This is a genomic window from Mesorhizobium sp. WSM3864 (assembly GCF_002294955.1).
In the GTDB taxonomy this organism is placed as follows: domain Bacteria; phylum Pseudomonadota; class Alphaproteobacteria; order Rhizobiales; family Rhizobiaceae; genus Mesorhizobium.
This window is the reverse complement of record NZ_NSGD01000002.1, coordinates 616,915-635,367: the sequence shown is the minus strand read 5'-3', so window position 1 is coordinate 635,367 and position 18,453 is coordinate 616,915. Positions and strand designations below refer to the sequence as shown.

At 65.7% G+C, this 18,453-nt stretch carries 18 protein-coding genes and 4 pseudogenes; 15 read left to right on the top strand and 7 right to left on the bottom strand.

Translation table 11 applies throughout. The features are described 5' to 3' along the window. Positions 1-218: 218 nt before the first annotated feature. The gene (locus tag CK215_RS07260) at positions 219-1,166 is read left to right on the top strand and encodes a sugar kinase (RefSeq protein ID WP_095830616.1); all 948 of its coding nucleotides are present in this window, start codon (positions 219-221) and stop codon (positions 1,164-1,166) included. Beyond that, a complete protein-coding gene (locus CK215_RS07255) occupies positions 1,163-2,449 on the top strand; it encodes a D-tagatose-bisphosphate aldolase, class II, non-catalytic subunit (protein WP_095830505.1) in 1,287 nt (428 codons plus the stop codon). The genes CK215_RS07260 and CK215_RS07255 overlap by 4 nt, the downstream gene beginning before the upstream one ends. A 9-nt stretch (positions 2,450-2,458) precedes the next feature. Here CK215_RS07255 and CK215_RS07250 read toward each other — a convergent pair whose 3' ends face one another. Continuing rightward, a complete protein-coding gene (locus tag CK215_RS07250) occupies positions 2,459-2,998 on the bottom strand; it encodes an Lrp/AsnC family transcriptional regulator (RefSeq protein WP_095830615.1) in 540 nt (179 codons plus the stop codon). Positions 2,999-3,046: 48 nt separating this feature from the next. Between CK215_RS07250 and CK215_RS07245 the strand changes: the two genes are divergently transcribed. Together CK215_RS07245 and CK215_RS07240 are read left to right on the top strand one after the other, a co-directional pair. After that, a complete protein-coding gene (locus CK215_RS07245; RefSeq protein ID WP_067327699.1) occupies positions 3,047-4,228 on the top strand; it encodes an MFS transporter in 1,182 nt (393 codons plus the stop codon). Positions 4,229-4,287: 59 nt separating this feature from the next. After that, positions 4,288-4,710, top strand: a complete 423-nt coding sequence (locus CK215_RS07240; RefSeq protein ID WP_066989003.1) for a GNAT family N-acetyltransferase — start codon at positions 4,288-4,290, stop codon at positions 4,708-4,710. Here CK215_RS07240 and CK215_RS07235 read toward each other — a convergent pair. After that, positions 4,707-5,822 (bottom strand): anhydro-N-acetylmuramic acid kinase, encoded by a 1,116-nt coding sequence (locus tag CK215_RS07235; protein WP_095830504.1) that lies wholly within the window; start codon positions 5,820-5,822, stop codon positions 4,707-4,709. The two genes, CK215_RS07240 and CK215_RS07235, sit on opposite strands and share 4 nt — an antisense overlap. 212 nt (positions 5,823-6,034) lie before the next feature. On the opposite strand from CK215_RS07235, the gene CK215_RS07230 reads away from it, so the two are divergent. Then, complete coding sequence (locus tag CK215_RS07230) at positions 6,035-6,724, top strand: SDR family NAD(P)-dependent oxidoreductase (protein ID WP_095830503.1); 690 nt, start codon at positions 6,035-6,037, stop codon at positions 6,722-6,724. A gap of 34 nt (positions 6,725-6,758) precedes the next feature. Further along, positions 6,759-6,863: pseudogene (locus tag CK215_RS31730) on the top strand (ABC transporter permease); the annotation flags it as partial. Here CK215_RS31730 and CK215_RS30655 read toward each other — a convergent pair. Next, entirely contained in the window at positions 6,851-7,066 is a 216-nt protein-coding gene (locus CK215_RS30655) for a hypothetical protein (RefSeq protein WP_141245459.1), read from the bottom strand. The pseudogene CK215_RS31730 and the gene CK215_RS30655 sit on opposite strands and share 13 nt — an antisense overlap. 27 nt (positions 7,067-7,093) lie before the next feature. Between CK215_RS30655 and CK215_RS07225 the strand changes: the two genes are divergently transcribed. Further along, positions 7,094-8,113 (top strand): isopenicillin N synthase family oxygenase, encoded by a 1,020-nt coding sequence (locus CK215_RS07225; RefSeq protein WP_095830614.1) that lies wholly within the window; start codon positions 7,094-7,096, stop codon positions 8,111-8,113. A 234-nt stretch (positions 8,114-8,347) separates the two neighbouring features. Here the strand turns inward: CK215_RS07225 and CK215_RS07220 are convergent. Together CK215_RS07220 and CK215_RS07215 are read right to left on the bottom strand one after the other, a co-directional pair. Further along, a pseudogene (locus CK215_RS07220) lies at positions 8,348-8,612 on the bottom strand (2-oxo-hepta-3-ene-1,7-dioic acid hydratase); the annotation flags it as partial. 113 nt (positions 8,613-8,725) lie between these two features. Continuing rightward, positions 8,726-8,978: pseudogene (locus tag CK215_RS07215) on the bottom strand (5-carboxymethyl-2-hydroxymuconate isomerase); the annotation flags it as partial. Positions 8,979-9,168: 190 nt separating this feature from the next. Between CK215_RS07215 and hpaR the strand changes: the two are divergent. Next, positions 9,169-9,573 carry a homoprotocatechuate degradation operon regulator HpaR gene (gene hpaR, locus CK215_RS07210; RefSeq protein ID WP_245418627.1) on the top strand — a complete coding sequence of 135 codons (405 nt, stop codon included), beginning with the start codon at positions 9,169-9,171 and terminating at the stop codon, positions 9,571-9,573. Positions 9,574-9,578: 5 nt separating this feature from the next. Here hpaR and CK215_RS07205 read toward each other — a convergent pair whose 3' ends face one another. Beyond that, positions 9,579-9,716, bottom strand: a complete 138-nt coding sequence (locus CK215_RS07205; RefSeq protein WP_348628586.1) for a flavin reductase family protein — start codon at positions 9,714-9,716, stop codon at positions 9,579-9,581. Here CK215_RS07205 and CK215_RS07200 point away from each other — a divergent pair. Together CK215_RS07200 and CK215_RS07195 are read left to right on the top strand one after the other, a co-directional pair. Then, positions 9,700-9,984, top strand: a pseudogene (locus CK215_RS07200) (aldehyde dehydrogenase family protein); the annotation flags it as partial. The gene CK215_RS07205 and the pseudogene CK215_RS07200 sit on opposite strands and share 17 nt — an antisense overlap. A 37-nt stretch (positions 9,985-10,021) precedes the next feature. Beyond that, positions 10,022-10,516 (top strand): VOC family protein, encoded by a 495-nt coding sequence (locus CK215_RS07195; protein WP_245418626.1) that lies wholly within the window; start codon positions 10,022-10,024, stop codon positions 10,514-10,516. A 165-nt stretch (positions 10,517-10,681) separates the two neighbouring features. Here CK215_RS07195 and CK215_RS07190 read toward each other — a convergent pair whose 3' ends face one another. Then, entirely contained in the window at positions 10,682-10,849 is a 168-nt protein-coding gene (locus tag CK215_RS07190; RefSeq protein ID WP_170950242.1) for an IclR family transcriptional regulator C-terminal domain-containing protein, read from the bottom strand. A gap of 152 nt (positions 10,850-11,001) precedes the next feature. Between CK215_RS07190 and CK215_RS07185 the strand changes: the two genes are divergently transcribed. The 5 genes from CK215_RS07185 to CK215_RS07165 are packed head-to-tail and all read left to right on the top strand — an operon-like array spanning position 11,002 to position 18,433. Further along, the gene (locus CK215_RS07185) at positions 11,002-12,405 is read left to right on the top strand and encodes an SWIM zinc finger family protein (RefSeq protein WP_095830502.1); all 1,404 of its coding nucleotides are present in this window, start codon (positions 11,002-11,004) and stop codon (positions 12,403-12,405) included. Then, complete coding sequence (locus CK215_RS07180; protein WP_095830501.1) at positions 12,402-13,847, top strand: DUF5691 domain-containing protein; 1,446 nt, start codon at positions 12,402-12,404, stop codon at positions 13,845-13,847. The genes CK215_RS07185 and CK215_RS07180 overlap by 4 nt, the downstream gene beginning before the upstream one ends. A gap of 19 nt (positions 13,848-13,866) precedes the next feature. Further along, positions 13,867-14,946: an AAA family ATPase gene (locus tag CK215_RS07175; RefSeq protein WP_095830500.1), complete on the top strand. Its 1,080-nt coding sequence runs from the start codon at positions 13,867-13,869 to the stop codon at positions 14,944-14,946. A 3-nt stretch (positions 14,947-14,949) separates the two neighbouring features. Next, positions 14,950-17,208 carry a DUF5682 family protein gene (locus CK215_RS07170; RefSeq protein ID WP_095830499.1) on the top strand — a complete coding sequence of 753 codons (2,259 nt, stop codon included), beginning with the start codon at positions 14,950-14,952 and terminating at the stop codon, positions 17,206-17,208. Further along, positions 17,201-18,433 (top strand): VWA domain-containing protein, encoded by a 1,233-nt coding sequence (locus tag CK215_RS07165; RefSeq protein WP_095830498.1) that lies wholly within the window; start codon positions 17,201-17,203, stop codon positions 18,431-18,433. Before CK215_RS07170 ends, CK215_RS07165 begins: the two co-directional genes overlap by 8 nt. Positions 18,434-18,453: the final 20 nt, after the last annotated feature.

The following is an 18,453-nucleotide window of genomic DNA, read 5'->3' as shown; positions in this document are numbered from 1 at the left end:
CCCTCGCGGCATGGAAGGTCGCTCCCATGCGCTGCTCCGGCGCTCATACGGCGCATCGGCGTGGGCCTGCAAGTTGAAACTTTACAGGATGTGCCGCAAGTTTCAACGCGTCCGGATAAATTATTCCATGCGTAAATTTATTAATTGACGTGAAAAAGAGGGAGCCGTATTCAATTTCCAAGCCCCGCGCCATGCGCGGCGAATGCCGGGAGGACGTGATGAAGAAGCTGGTCTCAGCCGGCGAGATCCTCGTCGAGATCATGGCGGAATCAGTCGGCCAGAGCTTTCTCCAGCCCGGCCCGCTGGTCGGCCCCTTTCCGTCCGGCGCTCCGGCGATCTTCATCGGCCAAGCGGCGGCGCTCGGCCAGCCTGCGGGTCTCATCGGCGCCGTCGGGGGGGACGATTTCGGCCAGTTGAACATCGACCGGCTCAGCGCGCTCGGCGCCGACGTTTCGGCAATCGCCGTCCGTGAAGGCCATGCAACCGGCACCGCCTTCGTCGCCTACCGGACCGATGCATCCAGGCATTTTGTTTTCAATATCCGGAACAGCGCCGCCGGCCTTTTGGAAATGGACGATGCCGCCAAGCGGCTCTTGGCCGGAGCCGATCATGTCCATGTCATGGGCTCTTCGCTTTTTTCCGATCGCGCCACCGACGTCGCACTCGCCGCGATCGCGGCCGTGAAGGCCAAGAGCGGCACGGTGTCCTTCGATCCGAACATCCGTCGCGAGATCATGCAGGCGTCCGGCACGCGTCAGGCGCTCGATCATGTGCTCGCGCAGACAGATGTCTTCCTGCCGAGCGGCAACGAAATGTTCCTTTTCTCGTCCGCCAGCGACGAACAGGCCGCGGTCCGCGAATTGCTGGGGCGAGGCATCTCATGCATCGTGCTGAAGAAAGGCGCCGATGGCGCCACTTATCACGACCGCAAGGGCACGCTCGCCATGCCCGGCTTTGTGGTCGAGGAAGTCGATCCGACCGGCGCCGGCGATTGCTTCGGCGCCGCCTTCGTTTCCTTCTGGCTGCGCGGTGCCTCGCCCGCCGATGCACTGCGCATCGCCAATGCCTGCGGCGCGCTCGCCGTTACCCGCAAGGGGCCGATGGAAGGCATTCACCGGCTCGCCGACGTCGAGGCCTTCATCGCAAAAGCGACCGCACGCGCATGACCGGCGCCACGGCAAGATTTGCTGGCATCGCCGCTCGCCGCGCGGCAGGCGCGAAGGGCGGCATCGCCTCGATCTGTTCGGCGCACCCGCTGGTGATCGAAGCGACGCTCCGCCACGGCGCGAGGAATGGCGCCGATGTGCTGATCGAGGCGACCTGCAACCAGGTCAATCACGAGGGCGGCTATACCGGCATGACCCCGGCCGCCTTTCGAGCCTTCGTCGAGACGCAAGCAGGCAGGACCGGCTTTCCGTTCGACCGGCTGATCCTCGGCGGCGATCACCTCGGCCCGAATCCGTGGAAGCATCTGCCCGCGGCGGAAGCGATGAACAAGGCGGCGGCGATGATCGACGCCTATGCCTCGGCCGGCTTCACCAAGCTGCATCTCGACACCAGCATGGCTTGTGCCGACGATTCCGTGGCACTCACCGATGAGACGATTGCCGCGCGCGCGGCCGAGCTTGCGGCGGTTGCCGAGGCGGCGGTCGCCCGCTCGGGCGGTGAAAAACCCGTCTACATCATCGGCACCGAAGTGCCGGTTCCGGGCGGCGCGATGGAAGCGCTCGACCATATGCATGTGACCGAGCCGGCCGATGCGCTCCGCACGGTCGAGCTCCATCGCCAGGCCTTCTGCCGTCTCGGCCTCGATGCCGCTTTTGCCCGGGCTGTCGGCGTCGTCGTTCAGCCCGGCGTCGAATTCGGCAATGCCAACATCATCGCCTATGCGCCCGAGAGGGCGACGAAGCTGGTCGCGGCCCTGGAAAGCCAGCCGCAATTCGTCTTCGAGGCGCATTCGACCGACTATCAGCCCGCGGAAGCTTTGGCCGCGCTCGTGCGCGACGGCTTCGCCATCCTCAAGGTCGGCCCCTGGCTCACCTTCGCATTGCGCGAGGCGCTCTATGGCCTGAGCCACATCGCCGACGCGCTCGCGCCCGATCCCTCGCGCGAAAGTTTGCCGGCCGCGATGGAACGCATCATGCTGGCCTCGCCCGGCAATTGGCAGAAATATTATCTGGGAACGCCTGGCGAGCAGCGCCTGCAGCGGCATTTCTCCTTCAGCGACCGCATCCGCTACTACTGGCCATCACCCGATGCGCAGCATGCGACCGAAGCGCTGCTGGCGGCGCTCGGCGATCGCGAGATTCCACGCCCCCTGATCAGCCAGTATCTCGGCCATCTCGATGCCGAGGTCGGCGCCGGTCGGATCACGCCGACCGCGCATGAGCTTCTGATTGCCAGCGTCACGCGCGTCCTCGATATCTATCGCAGCGCGACGACCCCGTAAGCCGGCTAATTAGTACACAGGCGTCGCTATATGTTTGGGTGCCGGCCATTCGGCCGTGATCTCTGGCTGCACCGGCCGTTCGAGATAGGTCGAAAGCACCACATAGCTGCGCGTCGAGACCACGCCCGGCGTCTCGTAGATACGGGACAGCAGGCCTTCCAGCGCCCTTGTGTCCTCGGTGCGCACCTTGAGCAGCATGCAGGTGTCGCCGGCGACCGAATGAATCTCTTCCACTTCCGGGCATTCCGAGATCGCCATCAATTCCGGCGTCTTGCCCCAGCCCCTGGTATCGATGTGCACGAAGGCGAGCAGCGGCTTCTTCACGGCCTTCGGATCGATGATCGCCGAGGTGGCGCGGATGGCGCCGCTGCGCCTGAGCCGCTTCACCCGCTCATGCGCCGCCGGCGGCGACAGGCCGACACGATCGCCGAGCTCGGCATAACTGATGGTCGCATTGTCGACCAGAACGCCTAATATTTTTCGGTCGATCGGGTCGACCTCACGGGTTGGCTGCTTGTTCCGCTGAACGTCATCTGTTTCTGAGTCCATTTGGAATTTCTCCATTGATGCTGAATTGAATTCGGCGATTATGGAGATATGTCGAACAGTGATCAATCAGCGATTCTGACTGCGGCGTCCCGTGCACCGATCCCGGCCGCAGCCTACCTGCTCACCGGCTGCATCGCCGTCATCGGCTCCAACTCACTGGTTCTCGGGCCGATAGCGCCCGCCGTCGCGGCATCCTTCGCGGCAAGCGTGCCGGCGGTGATGACGGCCGCCGCTGCCTTCGGCCTCGGCACCTCGGCCAGCGCGCTTTTTCTTGCCCGCTATATCGACCGGATCGGCGCCCGCCGCATGCTGCAGGGCGCATTGCTGTTGCTTGCGCTGGCGCTGGTGGGCAGCGCGCTCGCGCCGACGGTGGCGGCGCTGGTCGCGGCCCAGCTCGTTGCCGGCATCGCTGCTGGCGTCGCCATGCCGGCGATCTACGCCAGCTCCGCAGCGATCGCGCCGCCCGGCCGCGAGAGCGGAACGATCGGCGTCGTGCTGACCGGCTGGACGCTGTCCATGGTCGCCGGAGTGTCGCTGTCGGCGGTGCTTGCCGATCTGATCCATTGGCGGGCCGTCTTCGCCGCTGTCGCGCTTCTCGCCGGAGCCGCCGTCGCCGGCCTGTCGGTCAGCTCGCTGCGCGACACCAGGAAAAGCGGTCCGGCACCGTCGCCGCTCGGCGCGCTGGCTGTGCCCGGAATCCTGCCGCTGCTGATCGCCTGCGGCGCCTTCATGACCGCCTTCTATGGCGTCTACGGCTATCTCGGCGATCATCTCCATGAAGGTCTCGGCGAGCCGGTCAGCGCCAACGGGCTGGCGGCGATCGCTTACGGGCTCGGCTTCGGCGCGGCGGCGCTGCTTGACGGCGTCATCGACCGTCTCGGCGCCCGCCGTGTCATGCCCTTCGCCTATCTGCTGGTCGCCGCCGTCTATGTGGCGATCGCCTCGGCCAGCGGCACCTTCGGCCTGCTGATGGCGACGATCGCCGTCTGGGGCCTTGCCAACCATTTCGGGCTGAACGTTCTGGTGATGCGGCTCACCGCGCTCGACGCCGCGCGGCGCGGCACGATCATGGGCCTGAACAGCGCAGTCACCTATTTCGCCGTAACCGTCGGCACCGCCGGTTTCGGCCCGCTCTACACCGCCCTCGGCTTCGCCAACTGCGCCCTGGTCGCCGCCTTGCTGATGCTGGTGGCGGCATCGGCCGCAGCGTGGCGCTCTGCCCGGCAATAGGCTTGCGTGTCGCTTCGCTCCTTGGCTAAGGCTGGCTTCCGAACCGCACCGGAGCCACCGTGAAGATGACGCTCGAGATCACCGCCGAGCCCTTGCCGCAGGATCTCGCCCGTGTCGGCGAGGGCTTGACCGCCTTCAACGACAGCGATGTCGGTGCCTCGGGCCGGAAGACGCTCGCCGTCTTCGTTCGCGACGACGCCGGCGCGATCGTCGCCGGCATCTCCGGTTACACCGCCTGGGGCTGGCTCTATGTGCAATGGCTCTGGGTCGACGAAACCTGGCGTGGCCGGCACATCGCCGCGAGCATGCTGGACGCAGCCGAACGGGAAGCGCTGGCGCGCGGCTGCCAGGCCGCGTGGATCGACACTTTCAATCCGACCGCAGCCAAGGTCTATCAGCGCCAGGGCTACCAGCCGTTCGGCACGCTCGCCGATTTTCCGGTCGGTCGCAGCCGCATCTTCCTGCAGAAGAAGTTGTCTTAACCCGCGAGCTTTCCGCCGCGCATCGGCTGCGGCACCCCGGTGGTGCTCGGAAAGCTGATCGGCAGGCCGCGCAGCACGCGCACCGCGAGGAACGCGAAGCATTCCGCTTCGACCGCGTCGCCCTTCCAGCCGAGCGTCTCGGCTTGCACCACTTCGACGCCGGCGCGCTGGCCGAGCATCGCCATCATGGTCGGGTTGCGGCGGCCGCCGCCGCTGACCGCCAGTCGTCTTGGCCGGCGCGGCAACAGATCGAGCGCCTTGCCGACCGCCGAGACGGTGAAAGCCGTCAGCGTCGCCGCGCCGTCCTCCGCGCCGAGCCCGTCGGCCATGGCCGCGGTGAAGTCGAAGCGATCAAGCGATTTTGGGTAAGGCTTCGTCAGATACGGATGCTGCAGCAGCCGCTCTAGCCTTGCCTCGTCGACCGTACCCGCGGCAGCCAGTCTGCCGTCGCGATCCATCTCGCCGAGGCCCTTCGCCTTGATGAAATCATTGACCGGCGCATTGGCCGGCCCGGTGTCGAAGGCGACGATGTTGTCTTTGCCGTCCCACCAGGTGATGTTGCCGACGCCGCCCAGATTGAGCACCGCGGTGTCGCCGCTGGCGTCGGCCTCTTTGAGCAGCGCCGCATGATACGCGGCAGCGAGCGGCGCGCCTTGTCCGCCGGCCGCCACATCGGCCGTGCGGAAGTCATAGGCGACTTTGGTGCCAAGCAGGGCGGCCATCAGCTCGCCGTCGCCGAGCTGGCGCGTGCGGCCGATCCGTCGCGGCTGCGGGGCGCGATGCAGCACCGTCTGGCCGTGGAAGCCGACGACGCCGATATCGGCCATCGTCATGCCCTGGCTTTCGACCAAATCCCTGACCGCCGCCGACTGCGCGCGCGTCAGCGCCTCCTCCGCCTCGCGAAAAATCGCCGGCTCCGGCCCCTCGAAATTCCAGACGCGTGCTTGGCGCAGCGTTTCTTCGAGCAGGGCGCGGATCGATTGCGGGTAGGGGGCCAATGTGTATGTACCGGCGTCGGCGATGCGCTCGCCGTCGGTTTTAATCAGCGCCACGTCGATATTGCCGTCAAGCACCGTACCGGTCATCAGGCCGACGGCCCAGATTGGTTCCATGGTCGTTCCTCGAATCGCCGCTGAACCACGTGTCGGACGGATCGCCGCGACAGGCAAGTCTTTCGGCTGCGCCGGGACTTCTCACCGCGCACCGCCTTTGCGTCGAACTGCCAAAACGGAGCAACCTGGTCCTTGCCTCTTGCCGCCGAAGGAGCGAGCTTGTGCGATTATTGACCTCAACTTGAACAACGCGTACTCGCAGGAGGAACGACATGGCCGCCAATGTCGCAGTGATCGCAGGCGCTGGAGCTGGCCTCAGCGCTTCGCTGGCGCGGCTCCTCGGCAAGCAAGGTTTTCACGTCGTGCTGGCCGCCCGCAATGTCGACAAGCTCTCCGCGCTGGTTCAGGAGACGGGTGCGCGGGCGGTGGAGACGGACGTGTCGGATGCCGCCTCCGTCGCGCGGCTGTTCGAGGCGGCCGACAAGGCCGGCTCCCTCGAAATTGCCGTCTTCAACGCCAGCGGCCGCACGCGCGGCCCGATCGCCGAGCTCGATCCGGAGGCGGTCAAGCAGGCCCTGCTCGTCGGCGCCTATGGCGGCTTCCTCGTCGGCCAGCAGGCGGCGCGCCGGCTTGTTGCGCGCGGCTCCGGCTCGATCCTGTTCACCGGCGCCACCGCGAGTCTCAAGGGCTTCTCCGGCTCGGCCGGCTTCGCCATGCCGAAATTCGGGCTGCGCGGGCTGGCGCAGTCGATGGCGCGCGAGCTAGGTCCGAAGAACATCCATGTCGCGCATTTCATCATCGACGGCCAGATCGAGCCGCCCGGGCAGGCGGCCGAGCCAGACCGGCCGGATCGCCGCCTCTCGCCGGACGCGATCGCCGAGACCTATCTCGCAGTCCACCGCCAGCATCGCAGCGCCTGGAGCTTCGAGGTCGAGATGAGGCCCTGGGTCGAGACGTTCTGACGATCCATTCCACGAACCGTGCAATAACGCGCCCCGACGCGAGACCGGCGTCATTGCGGCGGTGATGGTGCTGATCGTGCTGGTCTGCGGCATCCAGTGGTGTGACCGGCTGGTCGCGTGGCTGGATCATCGCGGATAGGCGAAACGCGAGAAGCGGAAGTCGAATGAACGCAATTTGCCGCGAAAACCCGGAAATTGAGCGGCGGCTTGCTCCGTTTGCAACGAGATTGGTTGGCGCGTTTCTTCACCTGCAATGACGCGCATGTCATCGTGCGGCGGGGTCGCCAGAGCAATTCCAGGAAAAGGGCGCAGCGGTTTTCCGTCCGGACTTGCGAAAAACAATCGGTTGCCGCCAAGAGGAAGCTGTCCATGGCCAGAATAATCCCGGTGCTCGATCTCGACCGACTGGAGCAGGGCGAGTCGGAACTGCGGACCTTCTTGTTTGATCTGCGCACCGCTGCTCGCGATGTCGGCTTCTTCTATCTCAGCGGCCACGGCATAACGCAGCCGGACATCAACGCGGTGCTCGATGCCGCACGGCGCTTCTTTGCCTTATCGGAGGCCGACAAGCTCGCCATCGAGATGGTGAAGTCGCCGCAGTTTCGCGGCTACACGCGCGCCGGCGGCGAGCTGACCAGGGGCAAGGCCGACTGGCGCGAGCAGCTCGACATCGGCGTCGAGCGCGCGACCATTTCGCAAGGGCCGAGCGTGCCGGCCTGGACGCGGCTGCAAGGGCCGAACCAGTGGCCGGCTGCGTTGCCCGAACTGAAGCCGGCGCTGCTTGCCTGGCAGACCAAGGCGACGGAGGTAGCCATACGGCTGCTCAAGGCCTTCGCGCTGTCACTCGATCAGCCGGAGGACGCCTTCGACCCGATCTATCGCGGCGAGCCCAACCACCGCATGAAGATCGTGCGCTATCCAGGCCGCGACGCCACCGGTGACGACCAGGGCGTCGGCGCGCATAAGGATGGCGGTTTCCTCACCCTTCTGCTGCAGGACGAGAACAAGGGGCTGCAGGTCGAATATGATGGCAACTGGGTGAATGTGGATCCGATTCCGCAAACGCTCGTGGTCAACATCGGCGAGCTGCTCGAACTCGCCTCGAACGGGTATCTGAGAGCAACCGTGCACCGCGTCGTCACACCGCCGCCAGGCGTCGAGCGGATTTCGGTGCCGTTCTTCTTCAGCGCCCGGCTCGACGCGACCATTCCGCTGCTCGACCTTCCGCAGGAACTGGCGGCTGAGGCGCGCGGGCCGGCCAGCGATCCCGACAACCCGCTCTTCCGCAACGTCGGAACCAATGTGCTGAAGAGCCGTCTGAGGTCGCATCCCGACGTGGCCCGGCAGCACTATGCCGATCTTCTGGAAAAGGCAGCGGCGGCCGGCTGAGCTTTGCCGCTGCCCGCGCGATATTTTTTCGCCTTTCGGCCAGTTTTTGGAATTCAGTTCGTGGAAAATATACCGCAACCGCCCCAAATAGAGGCCATCGCTCGGTGTTTTCCTCCCATTGCGCCGGGCGATGTTCCCCTCTGAAGGTTATGACCTTCATTTCTTGGCCGGGCCGCTTTCGCGCCCGGCCTTTTTCTTTGGGGCAGCGCGCAGCTTGCAAATTCGCGCGGCCGGTCAGGCGAAAGCGATGCGGATCGCACCAAGGGGCCCGAAATCCGAGACGATCCGATCGCCATGCCGGCATTCGACCGGCCGGATGAAGGAGCCCGACAGCACCACCTGTCCGGCCTCGATTTGCATGCCGTACTGATGCAGCCGGTCGGCGAGCCACACAATGCCCTTGGCCGGATGATCGAGCACGCCGGCACCGAGCCCCGTCTCCTCCACCTCGCCGTTGCGACACGATGGCGCCGATCCAGCGCAGGTCTGCCTCGCGCGGGCTGGCGTGGCCGCGCTCCTCCAGCGCGCGCGGATAGATCGCGTCGCTGGTCTCGTCGCTCACCTGCAGGCCGAGCGTGTCGACATAGAACGCGCGCGATGACCCCCGTTGAAGATCGCCTCGCCGGTCCGCTTCTTCTCCTCCGCGCTGCGGCCCCTGCCGATGCGGAAGTTCATGTCGATGAAGCCGTTCTCGGGGAGCCGGTCCGCGATCGCATAGGCATCTGCACGGAAGGCGCGCACCCGCGCGGCGCCGGGCTCGAACAGGCCGCGTCTCGAGGATGATGCATGAAACGAGCGCGCAAAGCTCGCTCATCTCGACCTTCGCGTCGAGATTCGCCGAATATTCGATCCCCATGTGGGGCAAGGGCTTGGCGACCGAATGTCAAGTGCTTGGTCTCCATGTCGACGGGGTCGTCGGGGACGGGATTGCCGCTCTCGGAGAAATCGCGGATATAGCTGCGATCCGAGCGTTAATTTCTGTTGCGAGTCGTACTGGACTGGAACTTTTCGGAGAGTTGACTCTGCTGCCGCCCAGCACCCGCCGTTCCCTGCCCATGGCTCTGCTTCGCGCTCGCGAAGTGATCATGGCGCATTTTCGTCCGATGCTTGCTCGCCACGACATCACCGAGCAGCAATGGCGCGTGCTGCGCGTGCTTGCCGAGACCGGTCCGCTGGAAGCGACCGAGCTCGCCAACCGCGCCTCGATCCTGCCGCCCAGCCTCACCCGCATCATCAAAGCACTGGACGAGCGCGAATTCATCACCCGCAACAAGGTCAAGGATGACGGCCGCCGCGCACTGCTCGCCATCAGCCCGGCCGGCGTGGCGCTGATCGAGGAGCTGGCGCCCGAGCGCACCGCCATCTACGAGGCCATCGAGAAGCGTTACGGCGCCGAGCAGCACGAACGCCTGCTGGACATGCTGGAAAGCCTGATCGAGTCGGAGTCAGCGCCGGACTGACCCGACTAGCCACCGAAACTCCCCAGCGCGCTGGGCTGCATGTAGTTGCGCCCGACATAGAGCAGCGCCGCCTCGTCGCTGCCATGGCGGACGTCGACGACGCGGCCGAACATCACATTGTGCGTGCCGGCGCTCGGCGTCATGCGCTTCGAAAGCCAGGAAGAGGCGGTGCGCCTTGCCAACGCCACCGTCTATGGTCTTGCTTCTGCCGTGTGGACCTCGAAGCATTCGACCGCGCATCGCATGGTGCGCGCCATCAATGCCGGCGTCGTCCACGTCAACACCTATGGCGGCGCCGACATCACGGTACCGCTCGGCGGCTTCAAGCAGTCCGGCTTCGGCAGAGACAAGTCGCAGCACGCGATCGAGAAGTACACCGACCTCAGGACGGCGTGGATAGCGCTCGGATAAGCTCCCCTCGAGGGGAGGGTGGCCGGACTTTGTGGAGATGCTCGCCCAAGCCGGCACGGCCGGTGTCGGCGCCTGGTTGCGCCAAGGTATACCCGATGCGACTGTGCTGGGTCGCCGTTATCGACGCTTACGCGAGGCCAATCTGATGCTCCTGGCTGTCCATCATGTCGCAATCATCTGCAGTGACTATGAGACCTCCAAGCAGTTCTACACGAACAAGCTCGGTTTCGTCGTTCTGGCCGAAAACTGGCGCCCCGAAAGGCAGTCTTGGAAGTGCGATTTGCGTCACGGTCCCATCCAGATCGAACTGTTCAGTTTCCCTGATCCGCCAAGCCGGCCCAGCAGGCCCGAGGCCTGTGGATTAAGGCATATTGCATTCTCGGTCGCCTCGGTCGAGGCAACAGCCGAGCTGCTTCGGTCGCGAGACGTCGAGGTGGAGCCCATCCGAACAGATCCATACACGGGACGATTGTTTACCTTCATCGCCGATCCCGATGGACTGCCGATCGAATTTTACCAGGACGCTGTTTGACGGCGAGGAATTCAGCCGCGAAATCCGCCGGTTGCGGAACGCGAAGCGACTGGTGGAGGAGGCAGATGATGAAGTCAGGCTTGGAGAAGCTGGGGCACGACGCCAGCTGCCATCGGGACGGCGTCGGCAGCACCTAACCATCTTCGCCGCAACGGGGAAGATGAGTCATGCCTCGCCGGTCAGCCGCGCCGAGATGAGCCTCGCCGCCCTGATCGCCGCCTCGCCCTGGGCGGCCGCGACCGCATCGTCGACGCGCGAGACAGGGGAGGCGATCGACAGCGTGCCGATCGGCTGCCCGTCGGCGCCGAGGATCGCCGCGCCTATGCTGTGCACGCCGTCCTGGTGGGTTCGCGCGCCTGACGATGAACAGGGCAACGCAACGTTAGACAAGGCACCAACTTTTCAGCGGCTGGAGCTACACCAGCGCGCCGCAAACAGGTATCTATCGTCGCGACATCATGCTTCGGGGGCCATGAGGGAGCGGCTTGCAGCTGGATTTGACAACAATCGAGGCGCTCGCGCCCGACCAGGCCTCGCTCGGCGCCGCCGCCAAGCTGACCAAGCGGTCGAACTGGCCCCGCCTCGAGACAAACGAACAGCTGGGCCTCATCTGGGGCGAATGCCAGGGCTCGGGAGCGAATCCCTACCGCGTCGCATTCGATGCCCGCGACCACGGCTACAAATGCACCTGTCCATCGCGAAAATTTCCGTGCAAGCACATACTGGGGCTGATGTGGATCGGCGCCACCGCGCCCGCCAGCTTCGATCGGGTCGACCAGACGCCGGAATGGATCAATGACTGGCTCGGCCGGCGCCGCAAGCCGGGCCAGTCGCCGACGCCGGCGCCGGCAAGCGCGGAAAGCAAAAGCATCGACGAGGCGTTGCGGCCCGAGCAAAGCGCTCCTGTAGAAGACGCCGCGGCCGCCGAACGCCGCGAGACGGCGCAGCGCAAGCGGGCCGAGGATACGCGAAGCGCCGTTTCGGCCGCGCTGGATGAGCTCGATCAATGGATCGCCGACCAGCTTCGGCTCGGCCTTGCCGGATTTGTCGACGCCAGCAGCGAACGCTGCCGCCGCATCGCGGCGCGGCTTGTAGACCTCAAGGCGACCGCTTTGGCCGGGCGCATCGACGAGCTGCCCGCGAAACTGATGGCGCTGCGCAGCGAAGAGCGGCCGGACGCCGCTATCCGCGAGCTGGGTAAGCTGGTGCTGCTCGCCAAGGCCTGGCGTGCCGCGCCCGACGATGCCGAGCTGAAGCGCCTGGTCTCGACATCCGAAGCACGTGACCAGATGCTTGCCAATCCGGATGCCCTCCAGGTCGAGAGCGACTGGGAGGTGCTGGGTGAGAAGATCGAGACCCGTCGCGACGGCCTGGTCAGCCACGCGACCTGGCTGCTCGATCTGAAAAGCCCAATTCCACGATTTGCCGTCCTCCTGGACTTCTTCCCGGCCTCGGCCGGGCGCCGCTCCGGCGCCTTCGCGCCGGGGGATCGCTTCAAGGCGAGGTTGGTGTTCTATCCATCCCGAATTCCGCTTCGCGCACTGGTCGCAGAACGCCTGGGCGATGCGTCGCCCGGCAATTGGCCCGATTTTGCTCCGAACGCTGCCGGCGATCCGCTGGCCGCCTATGCAGCTTTCCAGGACGGCGCGCCGTGGCTGTCCGACTGTCCGATCCTCCTGCCGGCGGGCGCGATCGCGCTGGACGAGAAGGATGGCGCCTGGTGGCAGGCGGCGGCGAACGATTCGCATGGCATCGCCCTGCCTGTCGCCGGCTCCGTCAACCAGACCTTGCTTGGCCTCGATCTGACAGTCACGGCAGCGCTGTGGAACGGCGCCAGGCTCGAGCTTCTGGCCTCACAAAGCAGCATCGGGAGGCTCAATCTCTCATGAACGAGCTCGAGCAGGCAGGGCTGGCGAGGCTTCGCGACAACTGGATTTCGGGCGGCGCCGCTTTCGAATTGGCGCCCGCCGAATGGAAGGAGTTCGCGGCTGCCTCCAGCTCGGACGAGCAGGAACGTCGGCTCTTGGCGATCGCCGCGCAGGCGCTGGATGTCGCGCTTCGGCCGGCGGCGCCCAAAACCTTGAAACGCCGTCCGCCGCTGCCGATGCTGGCCCTGCCGATGCTTCCTGATTGGCTGCGACCGTTGCTGCGTGCCGTATTGAAATACGCCGCTGATGCGAGGCTCAAGACCCGCGTGGCCACACTCGTCGCCAGCCGAGGCTTCGTGCTGCATCCGATGGATTGGATGCCCGCTGCCTCGGATCAGGAAAGCCCAGATATCTATGCTCCCTGGGTCGACTGGCAAGCAGGCGCGGATGGCGACAGGCAGTCTCGACGAGGACAACTCACCGCTGAAACCTGGGATGATTTTTATCCTGCCGCGCGCCGTACAGCTTTGGTCGAATTACGGCGCACCATGCCTGTCTTGGCGCGGACGTTGATTGAGACCAAGGGAGCGAGCGAGCAGGCGGAGGTCAGGCTTGCGCTCGTGGAACTGATGCGCTTCGGCTTGAGTGCCGATGACATTCCATTTCTAAAGAGCCTGTCCGCCGATCGCTCAGGCAAGGTGCGCGAAACGGCCGGCCGGCTCCTGGCAAGGTTGGGTGAACGTAGCGATCCAGCGGATGGCGCGTCGAAAGATCCGATAGCCGAGCTCGCCGCTTTCATCGAGGAAGGCAAATCCGGCTTCATCCGCCGCCGAACCACCTACACGCCGATAAAACCCAAGTCGCCTGCGCAACAGTCGCGTCGCGCCGACCTGTTCGCGTCCTGTTACTTCGGCGATCTCATCGCCCAATTCGGCAAGACTGAGCCCGATTTCATTGGCGCATGGCAGTTCGGCGTCGATGAGGGTGCCGATCTCTTTCTCGTTCGAATGATCGCGGTGTCCGGCAGCGATGCGGCGGTCGCCTGTTTGGCGGATTTGCTTGTCGCCGCCGGCGGCAGGCCGGCGCTTCTCGTCCTCCAGCTCATGTCGCGCTTGGACAACGGCAGGAAGCGTGTCCTGATCAGGCAGATCCTGGATGATGGGCAAAATCTGGCCGCGCTCAACCTGGTCGAAGGCGCGGAAGCAGGCTGGCTGGAATGGAGCGACCTCGCAAGGAGCAAGACGATTCCAGCGCTGCGTTCCGCCGTCTCGGGTGACAACGACGTCATGAAACGAAGCGCCGAGCAGTATCTCCAGACCCTAGGCTTTCTGGCCAATCCGGAGGCGGCGGAAAAATTGATCGACGAGGTGATCGCCGCCGGCCTGTCGCCCGCTTCCCCATCCCTCGGCCTGCTGCGGCTCAATGCGGCGCTGGCCGGAAACCCTTCGCAATCCGACAGATGATCAACCCGGAGAAGATCGCATGAACGCAGCCATCCGTCTTCCGGCCGAGCAGGTCTATGCCTCCGAACTGCAGGCGCTCGCGCGCGACGACGACCGCCAGAAGCCTGCCGGCTGGAGCCTGTCGCCCAAGGCTGTCCTCACTTACCTGATGGGCGGCAAGGCGGGCGACGGCACGCTTATCACCCCGAAATATGTCGGACGTCGGCAATTGATGGAAACCGCGGTGGCGACGCTCGCGACCGACCGGGCGCTGCTCCTGCTCGGCGTGCCGGGAACGGCAAAATCCTGGGTCTCGGAACATCTCGCCGGCGCCATCATGGGAAACTCGACGCTGATCGTGCAATGCACGGCCGGCACCGACGAGAATCAGATCCGCTACGGCTGGAACTATGCGCAGCTCTTGGCGAAGGGGCCGAGCCAGGAGGCGCTGGTGCCGACGCCGCTCTACCGCGCCATGCAGGAAGGCAAGCTCTGCCGCTTGGAAGAGCTGACGCGCATGGGCTCCGACGTGCAGGACACGCTGATCACCGTGCTGTCCGAAAAGATGATGCCGGTGCCGGAGCTGAACACCTCGATTTACGCGCAGCGCGGCTTCAACATCATCGCCACCGCGAACAATCGCGACAAGGGCGTCAACGAACTCTCCTCGGCGCTGAAGCGCCGTTTCAATGTCGTGGTGCTGCCGCAGCCGGAGGACATGGCGGAAGAGGTCTCGATCGTGTCTCGGCGCGTCGGCGAGATGGCCGGCGGACTGGACCTGCCGGTGCCGAAAAATGTCGGCGAGGAGATCGCGCGCGTGCTGACCATCTTCCGCGAGCTGCGCTCCGGCGCGACCTCGGACGGCAAGGTGACGCTGAAGACGCCGTCGGGCTCGCTCTCCACCGCCGAGGCGATCGCCACGATGATCAGCGGCCTCAGCCAGGCGGCCTGGTTCGACGGCGGCAAGCTCCACGCCGAAGGCCTGGCGCCAAGCCTGGTCGGCGCCATCGTCAAGGATCCGGTCCAGGACAAGGTCGTGCTGGAGGAATATCTGGAGACGGTGCTGAAGAAGCGGCCGGACTACGCCGGTTATTACGCGGCGCTCAACGCGGCCATCTGAGCCATGACGCAAGGCGGCATCAGCTATTTCGGCATTCGCCATCATGGGCCGGGCTCCGCCGCGAGCCTGGTTAGAGCGTTGCAGGAATTGCAGCCGGCCGCCGTGCTGATCGAGGGGCCGGTGGATGCCTCGCCCTTGCTGCCCCTGGTTGCCAGCCCGGACATGAAGCCGCCGGTGGCGCTGCTTTGCTACCCCGAGGACGATCCCGCCGCGACGCGCTTCTGGCCCTTCGCCGAATTCTCTCCCGAATATCAGGCGGCGCTTTGGGCCGTCGCCAACAAGGCGGCGCTGCGTTTCATCGACCTGCCCTCCGCCGCGCGGCTTGCCGAGCAAGGGCCCGAGGGTTCGACCGACGCCGATGCGGACGAACCGGAGGCCACCGAAGAGCAGAGCGAAGCAAGCTCGCGGATCCTTGATCCGATCGGCACCTTGGCGCGCGCCGCCGGCTATGAGGACGGCGAAAGCTGGTGGTCCGATATCATCGAGCAGAATCCCGCACCCGGGCCGATCTTCGCGGCCATCGCCGACGCGATGACGACGCTGCGCGACGGCGAGACGTCCATTGGCAAATTCGAGGCCATGCGCGAGGCGCATATGCGACTGGAGATCGCTGCCGCGCGAAAAGAAATCGACGGACCGCTGGCCGTCGTCTGCGGCGCGTGGCATGTGCCCGCCCTGCAAGCTGCGCATACGCAAAAGAGCGACCAGGCACTGCTCAAGGGCATCGGCCGGCGCAAGACCACGATGACCTTCGCGCCATGGACCGGACCGCGGCTGGCGCTGGGCTATGGCTACGGCGCCGGTGTCGTCGCGCCGGGCTGGAGCAAGCACCTGTGGCAGACGCGCGGGCAGGATGACGCTTCGGTGCTGTGGCTCGCGCGGATCGCTTCGGTTCTCAGGGCGAAGGGCCATATGATTTCGACCGCCTCGCTGATCGAGGCGGAGCGTCTGGCGCGGGCGCTTGCCGCCATACGCGAGCGCCCGAAACCGGGTTTCGAGGAACTGCGCGAGGCCTCGATCGCGGCGCTCTTCAACGGCGAGGCCTTGCTGTGGAAGATGGTCGAGGCCGAGCTTCTGCTCGGCGCCGATGTCGGCGAGATTCCAGCCGACACGCCGCTCGCGCCGCTGATCGATGATTTGCAGCGCAACCAGAAGGCCGCGCGGCTCAAGCCTGAAGCACTGGAGCGCGAGCTCTCCATCGACCTGCGCAGCGAGAGCGGTCTCTTTCGGTCCACGCTTCTGCACCGGCTGAACGTGCTCGGCGTGAACTGGGGCAGGCTGACGGATGTCGGCCGCAGCCGCGGCACGTTCCGCGAGCGCTGGCTGCTGGCCTGGCAGCCGGAATACGCCGTGCGCCTGGTCGAAAACCTGATTTACGGACCGACCATCGAGAAGGCCGCCAACGGCCGGCTTGTCCAGATGATCGGCGCCGCTTCGACGCTCGATGCTCTGGCCACGCTGGTGCAAAGCGCGATCACCGCCGCCTTGAGCGAGGCGTCCGCGGCCGGCCTCGCCGCGCTCGAGGAGAAGGCGGCGCATAGCAGCGAATGCCTGGAGCTCCTTGCGTCGGTGCCCCCGCTTGCCGACATCATCCGCTATGGCGAAGCGCGCAAAACCGAGACGCAGCGCCTTGCCGGCCTCTTGGAGCGGTTGGTCATCGAAGGCGCGATCGCGCTGCCTTACGCCGCGCGCGATCTCGACGCGCAGGCCGCCGCAGCGCTGATGGCGGCGCTGCGGAAGGCCGACGAGGCGATCAGGCTGGTCGAGCCGGACGAGCATGTCCTGGATGCCTGGCGGAACGGCCTTGCGACCGTTCTCGATTCATCGCGCTCGACGGCGCTCGTTGCTGGCTGCGCCGCACATCTGCTCTACGAGGCCGGGCACCTCTCCGCCGAGGCAACGGCCGGCCTTTTGGCAAAGCGGCTGTCGCCCGGAACGCCGGTCATCGACGCCGCCGCCTTTTTCGAAGGCTTCTTCAGCGGCGCCGGCCAGAGGCTGATCTATGACGAAGGGCTGCGCGGCGCTGTCGATTCCTGGCTGGCATCGCTCGACGAGGACGCCTTCGTTGCGCACCTGCCTTTGCTGCGCCGCGTATTTTCCAATCTCGACAGCATGGAGCGCCGCCGCCTGATCGAGGCCGTGCTCGGCCGCAGGGCGAGCCTGCCCGCCGGACTGACGCCGGCACCCGATGGCGGCGACGCCTGGCGCCGGCATTTTGGTCTCCTCGGCAAGCTGCTTACGGAGGAGCCCAACCATGGATGATGAAACGGTCGGACCCGATCTTCATCCGATCGAAGGGACGCGGGAGCGCCGTTGGCGCCTAGCGATCGGCGCCGATGATGAGTCCTCCTCGGCGCTGTCGCAGGAGGACCGGCGGCTTTCGGCAGCCCTCGATGCGCTCTACGGCGACGGCAGCGGCGACGCCGGCGATCCGCGCAAGCGGCGCGGCGGGCTTGGCCGTTCGGCGCCGCGCGTCGCGCAATGGATGGGCGATATCCGCTCTTTCTTCCCCGAGCAGGTGGTCCAGGTCGTGCAGAAGGACGCCTTCGAGCGCCTGAACCTGAAGCAGATGCTGATGGAGCCGGAATTCCTCAAGGCGATCGAGGCCGACGTCAATCTCGTTGCCGACCTGGTCTCGTTGCGCTCGGCGATGCCGGAAAAGACCAAGGATATTGCCCGCTCGATCATTTCCGACATCGTCGCCAAGCTGATGCAGCGTCTCGAGCAGAAGACCGCCGAGGCGATCCGCGGCGCGCTCGACCGTTCAAGGCGCACCAACCGGCCGCGGCAGCGCGACATCGACTGGCCGCGCACGATCGCGGCGAACCTTCGCCATTACCAGCCAGAGCACAAGACCGTGGTGCCGGAAAAGCTCATCGGCTTCATGCGCCGCCAGCGTCGGCTGGTCGACCTCGACGAAGTGACGCTCTGCGTCGATCAGTCCGGCTCGATGGCAAGTTCGGTCATCTACGCCTCGATCTTCGCTGCCGTGATGGCCTCCTTGCCGGTCGTGCGCACCAAGCTGGTCTGTTTTGACACCGCGATCGTCGATCTGACCGACGAGTTCAGCGATCCGGTCGAGGTGCTGTTCGGCGTCCAGCTTGGCGGCGGAACCGACATCAACCAGGCGGTCGCTTATTGCGCCGAGCGCATCGAGCGGCCGACCAAGGCGCATTTTGTTCTCATCACCGACCTCTACGAAGGCGGCAACGGTCAGGAACTGCTTCGTCGGCTGGTTGCGTTGGTGCGGTCGGGCGTCAATGTCGTTGTGCTGCTGGCGCTCACCGACCAGGGCCGTCCAGGCTACGACTCCTCCATGGCCGGCTCGGTCGCGGCGTTGGGCGTCCCGGTCTTCGCATGCACGCCGGAGCACTTTCCCGACATGATGGCGGCGGCGCTGCGCCGGGAGGACATCGGCGCCTGGGCGGCGGGAGCGGACATCAAGCTTATTCGCCCGGACTCGGAAACGCCAAGCGCGGCCGAATAGGTTCGCCACCCTTCCGACGC

Bases quoted from the DNA above. Each gene is read 5' to 3' on its own strand.
- CK215_RS07260 (WP_095830616.1), top strand. From the start codon at position 219: ATGAAGAAGCTGGTCTCAGCCGGCGAGATCCTCGTCGAGATCATGGCG.
- CK215_RS07225 (WP_095830614.1), top strand. From the start codon at position 7,094: ATGGCCAGAATAATCCCGGTGCTCGATCTCGACCGACTGGAGCAGGGC.
- CK215_RS07180 (WP_095830501.1), top strand. From the start codon at position 12,402: ATGAACGAGCTCGAGCAGGCAGGGCTGGCGAGGCTTCGCGACAACTGG.
- CK215_RS07205 (WP_348628586.1), bottom strand. From the start codon at position 9,716: ATGACGCCGAGCGCCGGCACGCACAATGTGATGTTCGGCCGCGTCGTC.
- CK215_RS07195 (WP_245418626.1), top strand. From the start codon at position 10,022: ATGCTCGCCCAAGCCGGCACGGCCGGTGTCGGCGCCTGGTTGCGCCAA.
- CK215_RS07165 (WP_095830498.1), top strand. From the start codon at position 17,201: ATGGATGATGAAACGGTCGGACCCGATCTTCATCCGATCGAAGGGACG.
- CK215_RS07230 (WP_095830503.1), top strand. From the start codon at position 6,035: ATGGCCGCCAATGTCGCAGTGATCGCAGGCGCTGGAGCTGGCCTCAGC.
- CK215_RS07245 (WP_067327699.1), top strand. From the start codon at position 3,047: ATGTCGAACAGTGATCAATCAGCGATTCTGACTGCGGCGTCCCGTGCA.
- CK215_RS07235 (WP_095830504.1), bottom strand. From the start codon at position 5,822: ATGGAACCAATCTGGGCCGTCGGCCTGATGACCGGTACGGTGCTTGAC.
- CK215_RS07255 (WP_095830505.1), top strand. From the start codon at position 1,163: ATGACCGGCGCCACGGCAAGATTTGCTGGCATCGCCGCTCGCCGCGCG.
- CK215_RS07170 (WP_095830499.1), top strand. From the start codon at position 14,950: ATGACGCAAGGCGGCATCAGCTATTTCGGCATTCGCCATCATGGGCCG.
- CK215_RS07250 (WP_095830615.1), bottom strand. From the start codon at position 2,998: ATGGACTCAGAAACAGATGACGTTCAGCGGAACAAGCAGCCAACCCGT.
- CK215_RS07175 (WP_095830500.1), top strand. From the start codon at position 13,867: ATGAACGCAGCCATCCGTCTTCCGGCCGAGCAGGTCTATGCCTCCGAA.
- hpaR (WP_245418627.1), top strand. From the start codon at position 9,169: ATGGCTCTGCTTCGCGCTCGCGAAGTGATCATGGCGCATTTTCGTCCG.